Genomic DNA, 12811 nt, shown 5'->3' with positions numbered 1-12811 from the left:
CCCTTACAGCCACTCGCCGCGGACAACCTGCCGGTAGACCGCAGCCAGCCAGCTGTCGCCCTTGACCGAGGGTTCAAGCCCCCGTGCGGTCAGCAGGCGGTAGGTGTCTTCGTAGAACGGGCTGGACTGATAGTTGTAGCCCAGAATCGCCCCGGCCGTCTGCGCCTCGTCCGTCAGGCCAAGTGCCAGGTAGGATTCGACCAAACGATGCAGCGCCTCGGCGGTGTGGGTCGTGTTCTGGAAATCCTGCACCACGACGCGGAACCGGTTGATCGCCGCGGTATAGTGCTTGCGCTTCAGGTAATAACGCCCGATCTCCATCTCCTTGCCGGCCAGATGGTCGAAGGCGAGGTCGAATTTCAGCAGCGCCGACTTGGCATATTCGCTGTCGGGATACTGTTCGATCACCTCGCGCAGCGCCTGCAGCGCCTGGAAGGTCAGGCCCTGGTCGCGGCCGACTTCGTCGATCTGGTCATAGTAGGACAGCGCCAGCAGGTATTTCGCATAGGCCGCGTCCTCGTCGCCGGGGTAGTTGTCGATGAACCGTTGCGCGGCGGCGCGGGCGTCTTCGTATTCCTTGGCCTTGTGATAGGCGAAGGCCTGCATGATCAGCGCGCGGCGCGCCCAGTCCGAATAGGGGTAAAGCCGTTCGACCTCGGAGAAATAGCGGATCGCCTGTTCCTGCTTGCGGCTGTTTTCCAGCTCGAACTCACCCCGTTCGAAGATCTGCTGCGCGCTCAGCGTGTCCAGAGGCACGTCATTGGCATCACCGCCACCGCAGCCGGCCAGCAGCGCCAGCAAGAGCCCCGCGCCAAGAACTCTGGCCCCCGTCTTTCCGACGATCCCCGAAATCCCGACGACCATGCTCTGCTTACCTGCCTGTCCGATTACTCTTTGCCCGTCCGGCACCCGACGAAAATGCCCGTCCGGCCACCGCTTGGCAACCGTCCTAGCACAGAAAAATCCGCGGCGCAAAACGCCTTTGCAGGCTTTTCCGCAGGTCAGGCGCGCGCGGGGACATCCGCCCGCACAACGCCCATGCCGGGCAGTTTGCAGACGGTCTGGTCGCCGCAGTCCACGATCTCGTACAAGGTCGGGTCCGCAAACAGCGCCCGCAGCAGGCGATTGGTCATCGCATGCCCCGCCCGAACCCCGGTATAGCGGCCCAGGATCGGCCCGCCCGCCAGCGCCAGATCACCGAGGGCGTCAAGCATCTTGTGGCGAACCGGCTCGTCGGCGTGGCGCAGGCCGCCAGGCGAAAGCACCCCGTCGGCATCGAACACCACGGCGTTTTCCAGCGTGCCGCCAAGCGCCAGGCCATTCGCGCGCATCACGTCCACATCGGACTGGCGGCAGAAGGTGCGGCTGTCGCAAAGTTCGCGCACAAAGGCACCGTTTGCCATGTTCAGGCGCTTTTCCTGCTGGCCGATGGCCGGTTCGGCAAAGTCGATGCGGAAGTCGATTTCCAGCATGTCGGACGGATCCAGCCGGGCGACCGCGTCACCTTCGCGCACCTCGACCGGACGCAGCACGCGGATCGCGCGGACGGGCGCGGACTGTTCGCGCAGCCCGCGGGCGATGAAGGCCTGGACGAAGGGCGCCGACGATCCGTCAAGGATCGGCACTTCCGGCCCGTCGATCTCGATCAGCGCGTTGTGGATCGCACAGCCCGCCAGCGCCGCCATCACATGTTCGACGGTCGAGACGGTCACGCCCTGCCGGTTGGCCAGAAGCGTGCACAGCTTCGAGGGAACGACGGCATCCCAGCGGGCCGCGATCATCGCGTCAGAGCCGGTCACGTCGGTGCGCTTGAACCAGATCCCGTAATCGGCCGAGGCGGGATGGACGACCATCCGCACGGGTTCCCCGGAATGGAGCCCGAGCCCTTCAAAGACGACAGCGGAGCGGAGCGTGTTCTGCAACTTGAGCCTCTGGGTTATCCACGCCATGTCTGGTCCGAAGAGCCGACCCCTGGAAGAACCGGCCCGTCGTGGCGGGACTTTTACGGATTTTAACTAAGTGACCGCCCCCGCGGGAACAACTCACTCTTTGTAACGGGATGTAACAGTGCGCCCGAGGTCGCGCAAAGAACCGCCAAATCAGATGCAAGTCACTGGAATGCAAAAAGAAAAGACCCGGCGAACCGGGCCCTTCCCTGATAAATCGTGACCGCTTCAGTTGGCCTGGCGGCGCAGGAACGCGGGGATCTCGATCCGTTCCTGATCGGCGCTCAGTTCCGGTTCGTCGTCGTAATGCGTGACCGGCGGCTGTTGCCGGGCGGCTGCTGCGGGCCGTTCCGGGGCCGGCTCTGCATGGCCTGCCATCCGGTTGATCAGCGACCCGATACCGAACCGCGGACGTTCCGCAGGGGCGGGTGCCGCCGGACGCGGGGCCGCAGCGGCAGCCGGACGCGTGGCACCGGCAGGCGACTTGTTGACGGCGGCCTGAAGGCGCGCCAGCGCCTCGGGCGAGGGCTGGCCCGTCGCACGCGGACGGGGCGCGACGAAGGCAGCGGCGTCATTGTCCAGCGCAGCCGCGGGCGCGGCGGCGCGGACAGCAGGCTGCGCCGGGGCACGCGGCGGCACATAGGCCGGCGGCGGCAGATCGTCGGCGGCATGATCCTCGACCGCGTCGAACAGCGAGGGCGCCTCTTCCGGCATGGGCGGGGCAACAGGTGCCTGCGCGGCGGCGGGAACCACCTGCACCTTGACGGCAGGTTCGCGGGCGGGTTCGGCGACCGGGGTCGGCTGCGGAAGCGGGGCTGCCATCGACCGGCGCGCCACCGGCGCATCCGTCTTCACGTTCGAGGCGTCGATCCCGGTCGCCACGACCGAAACGCGCATCGCGCCTTCCATCGACGGATCCAGCGTGGAGCCGACGATGATATTGGCGTCTGGGTCCACCTTTTCGCGGATGATGTTCGCGGCCTCGTCCAGTTCGAACAGCGTCAGGTCGTAGCCGCCGGTGATGTTGATCAGCACGCCCTTGGCGCCGTTCAGGCTGATTTCGTCCAGAAGCGGGTTGGCGATGGCCTTTTCGGCGGCCTGCACGGCGCGGTCATCGCCCTGCGCCTCGCCCGTGCCCATCATCGCCTTGCCCATCTCGTCCATCACCGCGCGGACGTCGGCGAAGTCGAGGTTGATCAGGCCGGGGCGCACCATCAGGTCGGTCACGCCCTTCACGCCCTGATAGAGCACGTCGTCAGCCATGGCGAAGGCTTCGGTAAAGGTGGTGCGCTCGTTGGCAAGCCGGAACAGGTTCTGGTTCGGGATGATGATCAGCGTATCGACGACCTTCTGCAGGGCTTCGATGCCCTCTTCGGCCTGCTTCATGCGCTTGGCGCCTTCGAACTGGAAAGGCTTCGTCACGACGCCCACTGTCAGCACACCCAGCTCACGCGCGGCCTGCGCGATGATCGGGGCAGCGCCGGTTCCGGTGCCGCCGCCCATCCCGGCGGTGATGAAGCACATGTGCGCGCCCGCCAGATGATCGACGATCTCTTCGATGGTTTCCTCGGCGGCAGCGGCACCGACCGTCGGCCGGGCACCGGCGCCCAGGCCCTCGGTCGCCTTCACGCCCATCTGGATGCGGGCCTCGGCGCGGCTTTGCTGCAGCGCCTGCGCATCGGTGTTGGCGACGACGAACTCGACCCCTTCAAGGCTTTTCTCGATCATGTTGTTGACCGCGTTGCCCCCGGCGCCGCCCACGCCGAACACCGTGATCCGCGGCTTCAATTCGTCGCGCTGCGAGGTCATCATCAAGTTCAGAGCCATTGCCAATCCGCCTGTCTTTGTCCCAGCCTCATCGGCCGCCATTTTATCCGTTTCGGTCCGATTCCCGCCCGTCCCGAGGCGCCCAGAACCGAATTACCCACAATTCTATCCACAGTTCCCCGCGAGGTCACGAAAAAAACAGGCTTTCCCACAAAATATTGGGGGAATACGGCCCGTTTCAGCGGGATTTCGCCATGACCGCTGTATCTTGCGGATCACCAGTTGTCCTTGAACCACTTGAGCGCCCTCTTGAGCGACCTTGCCGGGTATTTTTCGGTCGGCACCTCGAAATCCCACCATTCGTCCTGCGGATGGGCCGCGAACAGGCACAGCCCCACCGCCGAGGCAAAGGCAGGCCCGGTAACGGCCTGCGGCAGCCCCTGCACACGCAGCGGGCGGCCAAGGCGCACGCGCTGGCCCAGGATGCGCGAGGCCAGCCCGTCAAGACCGGGGATCTGGCTTGCGCCGCCGGTCAGCACGATCTGCTGGCTGGGCAGGTGTTCAAAGCCCGCCGCGTCAAGCCGCACGCGCACCTCTTCCAGAATCTCCTCGACCCTCGGCCGCATGATCCCGATCAGCTCGGTCCGGCTCACCTGGCGGCGATCCTTCTCCCAGTCGCCGCTGTCGCCGCCGATCTCGATCATGTCGCGGTCGTCCATGCTGGTGGCATGCACCCCGCCGTGCTTGGTCTTGATCCGCTCGGCCGTGGCCAGCGGCACATGCAAACCCTTCGAGATGTCGAGCGAGACATGATCGCCCCCCATCCGCACGGCATCCGCATAGATCATGTGCTTCTTGATGAAGATCGACACGCCGGTCGATCCGCCGCCCATGTCGATGCAGGCGGCACCCAGTTCCTGTTCGTCCTCGACCAGCGAGGAAATGCCCGAGACATAAGCCGACGAAGCGATCCCGGCGAGTTCCAGATCACAGCGCTTGATGCAGTAAAGCAGGTTCTGCACCACATCGGCATCGACCGACAGAAGATGCATGTCGCAGGCCAGCCGGTTTCCGATCTGGCCGCGCGGATCGGCCAGCCCCGTGCGGTGGTCCAGCGCGAAATTGACCGGCTGGGCGTGCAGCACCTCGCGACCGTGGCCGATGTCGGGCACATCGCAGGCGGCCAGCACGCGGGCCACGTCCTGTTCGGTCACGACGCTGTCCTGAAGGTCCCATTCACCGGCAAGCCCGTAGCTGCGCGGCTCTGCCCCCGAGAAGCAGGCGATCGCGTGATCGACCCGCACGCCCGCCATCTTCTGCGCCCCCTGCACCGCCGTGCGGATCGCACGTTCGGTTTCGTTCATCACCGCGATCTCGCCAAAGCGCACCCCGCGCGACCGGGTCGTTGCGGCCCCGATCACCCGGAACGAGGATTGCCCGGCCATCGGCCCGACCCCATCGACCTCGCGCAGGCGTTCCGGCCCGTCGAAGCGCAGGATCAGGCAGGCGATCTTGGAACTGCCGATGTCGAGGATCGCGATCACGCCGCGTTGCATCGCGGTCTTGCGCATGTGCCGCATGGCGCGCTGGCTCTGATACAGGTCGGTCACAGGTCGTCTCCCACGGTCTCGGTCTCGTCAATCCCGCGCAGTTGCGACAGGGCATAGGGGGCCAGGCGCAGCACGGGGCGGGCCTTCAGCCGAAGGTCCACAGCGGCAATGTCGCGCGCCAGCAGGTCTTCGGCCTTGTCCAGCGCCAGCAGCCGTTCCAGCGCGCGGACAGGTTGATCGGCGGGCAGCAGGATCCTCTGGTCGCGGTCCAGCAACAGGTCCCAACGCCGTTCGCTGATCCGCACAAGGCCGCGCAGCCGTGGCAGGATCGGCTCGGCCGCCGCCACCAGCGCCAGCGCCTCGGGCACCGCGTCCTCGGCCCCTGTTCCGGCCAGAAGCGGCAGGTCGGGTCGGTCGCCACGCGCCAGCAACATCGCCACGCGATGCCCCTCTGCGTCCAGCAACTCCAGCGCCGTTTCGCGGCGCAAGACCACGGCAGGCAGCCGTTCGGTGATGTCGATCTGCACCACGCCGCCCGACTTCACCCGCAGTTCCGCAGACCGGACGGCATCCAGCGCCTCGATCCGCATCCGCGCGGCATCCAGATCCAGATCGAACGAGGATCGCGGCAGCGACAGCGCCGCAGCCTTCCGCACCGCATCCGCAAGGTCGTTCGAGGCGCCGTCGACGGCGATCATGCTGACCATGAATTCGGGGCGCTGCTCGAAGGCCTCGCGCATTTCGGTCCACTTGGCCACCACGGCCTCGCGCCGGGCATCGTCGGACAGGAAAACCCCCGACGCCAGCGCCAGAACGAAGGCGGGCATGCCGACCCGCATGGCCACCCGGAAGACCGGCGTCAGCCACAGCCGGTGAAGGCGGTAGGCGACGCGGCTAGGGGCGGGATCGCGGCGCGCGGCGGTTGCCGGGCGGGCATCGGCTCCGGCATGGGGCGGGGCAAGACGGCGGGGGGCGGCGCCTAGCGGTCGCATGAGGCATCCTCCACGATCCAGCGACAGAGTTCGGGGAACGGGATGCCGCAATGCGCGGCCTGTTCGGGCGAAAGCGAGGTGGGCGTCATCCCCGGCTGGGTATTGGTTTCCAGAAGGATCAGGCCCGCCAGCCCGCGCGCCTCGTCCCAGCGGAAATCGGTGCGGCTAAGACCCCGGCAGCCAAGCGCCCGATGGGCGCGCAGCGCATAGTCAAGGCAGGCTGCCGTGATCTCGTCCGGCAGTTCGGCGGGCAGCACATGGCGCGACCCGCCCGGCTTGTACTTGGCGTCGAAATCATACCAGCCCTGGGTGATGATGTCGGTCACGCACAGCGCGCGGTCCCCCATCACCGAACAGGTCAGCTCGCGCCCCGGCGCGTAGGTTTCCACCATCACCGTCGCGGGCATGCTGTCCGACAGGCGCGGCGCGTTCGATCCGGGATGGACGATGTAGACCCCGACCGAAGACCCCTCGTTGTTGGGCTTGACCACATAGGGCGGCGGCAGGACATGGCCCGCCTCGACATCCTCGCGGCGGGCGATCACGCTGTCCACCACCGGCAGGCCCGCGGCGCGGTAGACCTCTTTCGCGCGGGCCTTGTCCATCGCGATGGCCGAGGCCATGACCCCCGAATGGGTATATGGGATGCGCAGCCATTCCAGCATGCCCTGGACGCAGCCGTCCTCGCCCCAGCGGCCATGCAGGGCATTGAAGCAGACATCGGGTTTCAGTTCGGCCAGTCGTGCGGCAAGGTCCAGGCCGCAATCGACCTCGATCACCTGATCGTATCCCGCCGCGCGCAGGGCCTGGGCGCAGGCGCGCCCGGTGACAAGCGACACCTCCCGCTCTGCGGAAAGCCCACCCATCAGCACCGCCACACGGGGGGATGCCTTGCCCGACATTCCCGCCATCTTACTGCCTCACCGGGCTGTTGCGCCCGTTATTGTCGTTATTTCGCGGCTGGTTCGCCCACCCGCATGATTTCCCACTCTAGCGTGATCCCGCTGTTTTGGAAAACCCTTTTTCGCACCTCCTCCCCCAGATTTTCGAGGTCTTCGGCGGTTGCCCCCCCGATGTTGATGAGGAAGTTCGAATGCATCGGGCTCATCTGCGCGCCGCCAAGCGTCGCCCCGCGCATGCCCGCGTCGTCGATCACCTTCCAGGCCTTCAGTTCGTGGCTGTCGTCCGCCCGCCCGGTGGATGAAAACCCGGCCGGATTGCGGAAGGTGGACCCCGCCGACCGGTCCTTCGTCGGCTGGCTCGCGTCGCGCCTGGCGATCTGGTCGTCCATCCGCGCGGAAAGCGCGGCCGGATCGCCCTCGGGCGCGCGGAAGGTGGCCGAGACGATCACCGCCCCCTCGGGCAGGTCCGACTGGCGGTAGCGCAGGTTCAGCGCAGCGGCAGGCAGGGTTTCCACCCGCCCGTCGCGGGTGACGATGCGGATGCTTTCCAGCGCGTCGGCGACATACTGGCCATAGCAGCCCGCGTTCATCCTGACCGCACCGCCGATCGAGCCGGGGATGGTGCGCAGGAAGGTCAGGTCGCGCCCGGCCTCGGCCGCGCGGCGCGCCACATGGGCATCGAGCGCCGCCGCCCCCGCCGTGACCCGGTCGCCCGCCACCTCGATCCCGTTGAAACCCCGCCCGAGCCGGATCACCACCGCCCTGATGCCGCCGTCGCGCACGATCAGGTTCGACCCGACCCCCATCGGGAAGACCGGGACCTCGGGCGGCAGCGCGCGCAGGAAATCGGCCAGATCGGCCTCGTCCGCAGGCTGGAACAGCCAGTCCGCAGGCCCGCCCACGCGCAGCCAGGTGAGATCGGCCAAGGGCCGGTCAGGGGTCAGGGGTCCACGGGGGGTGGGCAGGGTCATCGCAGGGGCCTTGTTTGGACGATGGGCTTATATCGCGGGAAGTGGGGCGAGGAAAGGTGGCGCCCCTGCCCCGCACATGATGCGAGCGGCGCGGACGAATTTTGGGTATTTGGTTCAGGTTGAAGGGGTTTGCGCAGGGTCAATGCCACGATGACCAGGACGATCATACCGGCGGGTCCGGAAGCGCCAGTGTTCCGACCCCGTTGCCCGAAGCCCTTCGCGTTGAACAAGGCTCACTTGGATCTGCGTGAAACTATATGTTTCAACGTGTTAAGTTACAGATCATAGGGCGGCTCGGCAGGGTTGCTTTCCTGTTCCAGCGCGATGGCATCAGTCCTGACTTGTTGCCCAACCGCAGCGGCTTTGACGGCAGTCAGGGGCTGCGCAACAAAAGGTGGCCCTCAGGGCCGCACGCGCGCCTTGACCCAGCGGCCGAGGTAGCGCAGCGGCCAGCGCAGGACGCTGGCGCCTGCCGCCAGCACCAGAAGGCCGATCCACGGGCCGTTGGTATAGACGACCCAGCCCAGGATCGGCACGCCCACGGCGATCAGGCCATAGGCCGCGCGCCAGTGGTGGTCGCGGCTTGGCAGCACGGCGATCAGGTTGGCGGCCAGGAACCAGAGGCAGGCCGCGCCGAGGGCGAGGTTGGCGCCCGTCATGCGGCCTTGTCCGTCAGGCGCGCGGGCAGGTTGTTGGCCCAGGTGCTGATCGTGCCCGCGCCAAGACAGACGACCATGTCGCCGGGGCGGGCCTGTTCCTTCACCAGGCGCGCCAGGTCGGCCTCGTCCATGATCGCGCGGGCGTGGCGGTGGCCGTGGGCGATCAGCCCCGCCACCAGATCGGCACGGCTGGCGCCGGGGATCGGGTCTTCGCCCGCCGAATAGACCTCGGCGATGGCCACCACGTCTGCCTCGTTAAAGCAGGTGCAGAAATCGTTGAAGAGGCTCGACAGGCGCGTGTAGCGGTGCGGCTGATGGACGGCGATGATCCGGCCTTTGGTCGCCTGCCGCGCGGCCTTCAGCACGGCGGCGATCTCTACCGGATGGTGGCCGTAATCGTCGATGATGGTGACGCCGCCCACCTCGCCCACGCGGGTGAAGCGGCGGTTGACGCCGCCGAAACCGGCCAGCGCGGCGCGGATTTCATCCTTCTTCATGCCCAGATGGCGGGCCACGGCCACCGCCGACAGCGCGTTCGAGACGTTGTGGTCGCCCGGCATCGGCAGGGTGCAGCCTTCGATCACGGCGCCTTCGCCCTCGCCCTGAAGGGCCACATCGAAATGCGCCACACCGTTTTCATAGGTCAGGTTCACGGCGCGCACATCGGCCTGGGCGTTGAAGCCGAAGGTCACGACCCGGCGGTCGGTCACGCGGCCCACCAGAGCCTGCACCTCGGGGTGGTCGGTGCAGCAGACGGCGAGGCCGTAGAACGGGATATTGGTGACGAAATCGTAGAACCCTTTGCGCAGCGCGTCGAAATCGCCCCAATGCTCCATATGTTCGGGGTCGATGTTGGTGACGATGGCGATGGTCGCGGGCAGCCGGTTGAACGAGCCGTCGCTTTCGTCGGCCTCCACCACCATCCATTCGCCCGCACCCGCCCGCGCATTCGAGCCATAGGCATGGATCACACCGCCGTTGATCACGGTGGGATCAAAGCCGCCCTTGTCCAGGAGGGTCGCGACCATCGTGGTGGTCGTCGTCTTGCCATGCGTCCCCGCGATCGCGATGTTCGACCGCATCCGCATCAGTTCGGCCAGCATCTCGGCCCGGCGCACCACGGGAAGGCCGCGGCGGCGGGCCTCTTCCAGTTCGGGGTTGCCGCGCTTGATCGCGGACGAGATCACGACGACCGACACGCCCTCGCCGATGTTCTCAGCGCGCTGGCCTTCGAAGAAGGTGGCGCCCAGGCTTACCAGCCGGTCGGTGATCTTCGAGGCTTTCGCATCCGAGCCCTGCACGGTGTAGCCATGCGTCATCAGGACCTCGGCGATGCCCGACATACCGATGCCGCCGATGCCGATGAAATGGATGGGCCCCAGTTCCAGGGGCAGTTTCGTCGCGGCGTTCATCGGGGTTCCTCTGGCGTGTCTTTGGCCAGCCGCAGCACCATCTCGGCCAGTCGTTCGGTTGCGTCGGGCCGCCCCTGGGCCAGCGCATTGGCGGCCATGCGTTCGGCGGCGGTGGGGTTTTCAAGGACGGCGGCCATTTGCGCCGACAGGCTGGCCGCGTCAAGGGCGGATTCGGGAATCAGGATCGCGGCCTCGCCTTCGACCAGCCCGCGGGCGTTGGCGGTCTGGTGGTCGGCGGTAGCGGCGGCAAAGGGGATCAGGATCGACGGACGGCCGACCACGCTGATGTCGGCGACCGATGAGGCCCCCGAGCGCGAGACCACAAGCTGCGCCTCGGACAGGCGGCGCGGGATGTCGGAAAAGAAGGGCTGCACCTCGGCCCGGATGCCCGCCGCGTCATAGGTGGCGATAACCTGGGCCATATCCTCGTCGCGGGCCTGATGGCTGACGCGCAGGTTGTGGCGGATGCGTTCCGGCAGGGCGGCCACGGCGGCGGGGACGACCTCGGACAGGATGCGCGCGCCCTGGCTGCCGCCGATCACCAGAAGGCTCATCGGATAGTCGCCCGGCGGGATGTATCCCGCGCCCGCGCGGTCGCGGACCGCGGCACGCACCGGGTTGCCGGTATGGGTGCCCTCGACGCCGGCAGGCAGGGTCGTGGGCCAGGTGCCGCAGGCCACCGCGTCGACGCGCCGGGCGAAGACCTGGTTCACACGCCCCAGGACGCCGTTCTGTTCATGGATCATGCGCGGCCGCCGCAGGATCCAGGCCGCCGCAAGGGCCGGGATCGAGGGATAGCCGCCAAAGCCCACCACCACCGCGGGACGGTCGACCAGCATCCCGAAGGTTGCCCCAAGGACGCCGCCCAGGATGCGGAAGGGCACGGCCAGTTTCGCCAGCGCGCCGCCGCGCGCGAAGGTGGCAGAGGCCACCTGTTCGATCTGCACGGCGGCGGGAAAGCCGCCCGCATAGCGCGCGCCCCGCGCATCGGTCGAAAGTTTCACCCGCCAGCCGCGGGCGATGAAATGTTCGGCCAGGGCCTGGGCCGGAAACATGTGCCCCCCGGTGCCCCCGGCCGCGATCATCAGAAGCGGGTTGCGCCCTGGCATGGCCCTACCGCCCCCGGCGGGCGAAAATGTCGCCGATCTCGCCCTGCGGACGGCTCCGCGTCATCGCCAGCAGCGCCCCGACGGTGATCCCGGCGGCGATGACGGACGAACCGCCGTAGCTGACGAAGGGCAGCGTCATCCCCTTGGCGGGCAGAAGCCGCACCGCCACGCCCATGTTGATCATCGCCTGCACCCCGAAGATGCAGGCAAGGCCCGCCCCGGCCAGCCGGATGAAGGGATCGCGTTCGCGCATCAGGCGCAGCAGCGACCGCACCACGATCGTGGCATAAAGCGCGATGATGCAGAGGACGAGGACAAGGCCGTATTCCTCGGCCGCGACGGCGATGATGAAATCGGTATGCGCGTCGGGCAGCGACCATTTCACCTGCCCCTCGCCCACACCCACGCCGAAGAAGCCGCCCTCCTGGATGGCGTTCGTGGCATAGCCAAGCTGCGTGCGGGGATCGACCTCGGGCGAGAGGAAGCCGTCGATGCGGCGGGCGAAATGTTCCGAGGTGTTATAGGCAAAGACCGAGGCCACGCCCACAAGGCCCAGGATCACCAGGATCAGCGTCATCGGCGCGCCCGCGACGAAATAGACCACGCCCCAGCCGAACAGGACCAGCGCGGCCTGTCCGAAATCGGGCTGGATCGCCAGCAGAAGGACGATCGTCACCGCAAGCCCGAACGAGATCATCCGCCCCGGCGGCCCGTTCAGATCCTGGGCGGCGGCCATCAGCCAGGCGGTCAGGATGATGAAGCAGGGCTTGAGGAATTCCGAAGGCTGGACCGAAGCGAAGCCGAACGAGAACCAGCGCACCGCGCCCTTGCCGAAATCGGTTCCGATGAAGGGCAAGAGCGCAAGCGAAAGCAACGCACCCATGAAGCCCAGGACAGCGATCCGCCGCACCATTCCCGGCGGCATCATCGACACGCCGATCATCGTCGCGATGCCGAGCCCGCCGAAGATGGCCTGCCGCTGGACATAGAAGAACGGGTCGAGCCCGTTGCGTTCGGCCAGCGGAACCGAGGCGGCCAGGCCCAGCAAAAGCCCGATCCCGAACAGCACCAGCACGGCCGTCATCGACCATTTGTCGATGGTGCGCCACCATTTGGGTAGAACCGGCTCTGTCACCCGCACGGGGGCCGAGCCATAGACCATCTCAGTCATGGGAACCGCCTGAATACGCCTGCTTGCCTCTGCCCGGATGTGTCCCCGGGTCTGTTGGGCAAACATTAGACCAGAACGGCGCCCATGGCTAGGGGTTCGTCATCCCCCGGGCAAGGTCCGGGACGGGCTCAGCCGTTCAGCGGCGGGACCACGCCGAGCCGCATCAGCGCATGGACAAGCCCGGCCAGCACCAGCGCATCGAAAAGAAGAATGCGCCCGACCTGCCCCCAGTAGGACGGCACATCGCCGTCCATCCGCCGCGCGTCGCGCGGATGTGTGATGTAACGCGCCATGCGTTCGGCTTCGCGCCGCTTCTTCCAACGCTCGAACAA

12 protein-coding genes are annotated in these 12811 nt (G+C 67.1%); all 12 read right to left on the bottom strand.

Annotation, left to right across the window (positions count from 1 at the left end):
- Positions 1 to 3 precede the first annotated feature (3 nt).
- The 12 genes from E7811_RS17190 to E7811_RS17135 all read right to left on the bottom strand — a co-directional run bounded on the left by E7811_RS17190 (position 4) and on the right by E7811_RS17135 (position 12811).
- Positions 4 to 864 (bottom strand): outer membrane protein assembly factor BamD, encoded by an 861-nt coding sequence (locus tag E7811_RS17190; RefSeq protein WP_136395915.1) that lies wholly within the window; start codon positions 862 to 864, stop codon positions 4 to 6.
- A 137-nt stretch (positions 865 to 1001) separates the two neighbouring features.
- Entirely contained in the window at positions 1002 to 1922 is a 921-nt protein-coding gene (gene lpxC, locus E7811_RS17185) for a UDP-3-O-acyl-N-acetylglucosamine deacetylase (RefSeq protein ID WP_136395942.1), read from the bottom strand.
- A 252-nt stretch (positions 1923 to 2174) separates the two neighbouring features.
- The gene (gene ftsZ / locus E7811_RS17180) at positions 2175 to 3773 is read right to left on the bottom strand and encodes a cell division protein FtsZ (RefSeq protein WP_136395914.1); all 1599 of its coding nucleotides are present in this window, start codon (positions 3771 to 3773) and stop codon (positions 2175 to 2177) included.
- 215 nt (positions 3774 to 3988) lie between these two features.
- Positions 3989 to 5323 carry a cell division protein FtsA gene (gene ftsA, locus E7811_RS17175; RefSeq protein ID WP_136395913.1) on the bottom strand — a complete coding sequence of 445 codons (1335 nt, stop codon included), beginning with the start codon at positions 5321 to 5323 and terminating at the stop codon, positions 3989 to 3991.
- Positions 5320 to 6255 (bottom strand): cell division protein FtsQ/DivIB, encoded by a 936-nt coding sequence (locus tag E7811_RS17170; protein WP_136395912.1) that lies wholly within the window; start codon positions 6253 to 6255, stop codon positions 5320 to 5322. Before E7811_RS17170 ends, ftsA begins: the two co-directional genes overlap by 4 nt.
- The gene (locus tag E7811_RS17165) at positions 6243 to 7166 is read right to left on the bottom strand and encodes a D-alanine--D-alanine ligase (protein WP_136395911.1); all 924 of its coding nucleotides are present in this window, start codon (positions 7164 to 7166) and stop codon (positions 6243 to 6245) included. The genes E7811_RS17170 and E7811_RS17165 overlap by 13 nt, the downstream gene beginning before the upstream one ends.
- 38 nt (positions 7167 to 7204) lie before the next feature.
- Entirely contained in the window at positions 7205 to 8128 is a 924-nt protein-coding gene (gene murB / locus E7811_RS17160) for a UDP-N-acetylmuramate dehydrogenase (RefSeq protein ID WP_136395910.1), read from the bottom strand.
- Between the two features lie 401 nt (positions 8129 to 8529).
- The gene (locus tag E7811_RS17155) at positions 8530 to 8787 is read right to left on the bottom strand and encodes a DUF2484 family protein (RefSeq protein WP_136395909.1); all 258 of its coding nucleotides are present in this window, start codon (positions 8785 to 8787) and stop codon (positions 8530 to 8532) included.
- Entirely contained in the window at positions 8784 to 10199 is a 1416-nt protein-coding gene (gene murC / locus E7811_RS17150) for a UDP-N-acetylmuramate--L-alanine ligase (protein ID WP_136395908.1), read from the bottom strand. The genes E7811_RS17155 and murC overlap by 4 nt, the downstream gene beginning before the upstream one ends.
- Complete coding sequence (locus tag E7811_RS17145; RefSeq protein WP_136395907.1) at positions 10196 to 11308, bottom strand: UDP-N-acetylglucosamine--N-acetylmuramyl-(pentapeptide) pyrophosphoryl-undecaprenol N-acetylglucosamine transferase; 1113 nt, start codon at positions 11306 to 11308, stop codon at positions 10196 to 10198. Before E7811_RS17145 ends, murC begins: the two co-directional genes overlap by 4 nt.
- Before the next feature lie 4 nt (positions 11309 to 11312).
- The gene (locus E7811_RS17140) at positions 11313 to 12479 is read right to left on the bottom strand and encodes a peptidoglycan glycosyltransferase FtsW (protein ID WP_136395906.1); all 1167 of its coding nucleotides are present in this window, start codon (positions 12477 to 12479) and stop codon (positions 11313 to 11315) included.
- 128 nt (positions 12480 to 12607) lie between these two features.
- On the bottom strand, positions 12608 to 12811 hold the full coding sequence (locus E7811_RS17135; RefSeq protein WP_136395905.1) for a hypothetical protein: 204 nt from the start codon (positions 12809 to 12811) through the stop codon (positions 12608 to 12610).

Origin of the sequence: Aliigemmobacter aestuarii (assembly GCF_004799285.1) — a bacterium.
Classification (GTDB): Bacteria; Pseudomonadota; Alphaproteobacteria; order Rhodobacterales; family Rhodobacteraceae; genus Aliigemmobacter; species Aliigemmobacter aestuarii.
This window is presented reverse-complemented; position numbering and strand designations above follow the sequence as displayed.

Excerpts from the sequence above, each read along its gene's own strand:
- E7811_RS17140 (WP_136395906.1), bottom strand. The coding sequence starts at position 12,479 with ATGACTGAGATGGTCTATGGCTCGGCCCCCGTGCGGGTGACAGAGCCG.
- E7811_RS17190 (WP_136395915.1), bottom strand. The coding sequence starts at position 864 with ATGGTCGTCGGGATTTCGGGGATCGTCGGAAAGACGGGGGCCAGAGTT.
- murC (WP_136395908.1), bottom strand. The coding sequence starts at position 10,199 with ATGAACGCCGCGACGAAACTGCCCCTGGAACTGGGGCCCATCCATTTC.
- E7811_RS17145 (WP_136395907.1), bottom strand. The coding sequence starts at position 11,308 with ATGCCAGGGCGCAACCCGCTTCTGATGATCGCGGCCGGGGGCACCGGG.
- E7811_RS17165 (WP_136395911.1), bottom strand. The coding sequence starts at position 7,166 with ATGGCGGGAATGTCGGGCAAGGCATCCCCCCGTGTGGCGGTGCTGATG.
- E7811_RS17170 (WP_136395912.1), bottom strand. The coding sequence starts at position 6,255 with ATGCGACCGCTAGGCGCCGCCCCCCGCCGTCTTGCCCCGCCCCATGCC.
- murB (WP_136395910.1), bottom strand. The coding sequence starts at position 8,128 with ATGACCCTGCCCACCCCCCGTGGACCCCTGACCCCTGACCGGCCCTTG.
- ftsZ (WP_136395914.1), bottom strand. The coding sequence starts at position 3,773 with ATGGCTCTGAACTTGATGATGACCTCGCAGCGCGACGAATTGAAGCCG.
- E7811_RS17155 (WP_136395909.1), bottom strand. The coding sequence starts at position 8,787 with ATGACGGGCGCCAACCTCGCCCTCGGCGCGGCCTGCCTCTGGTTCCTG.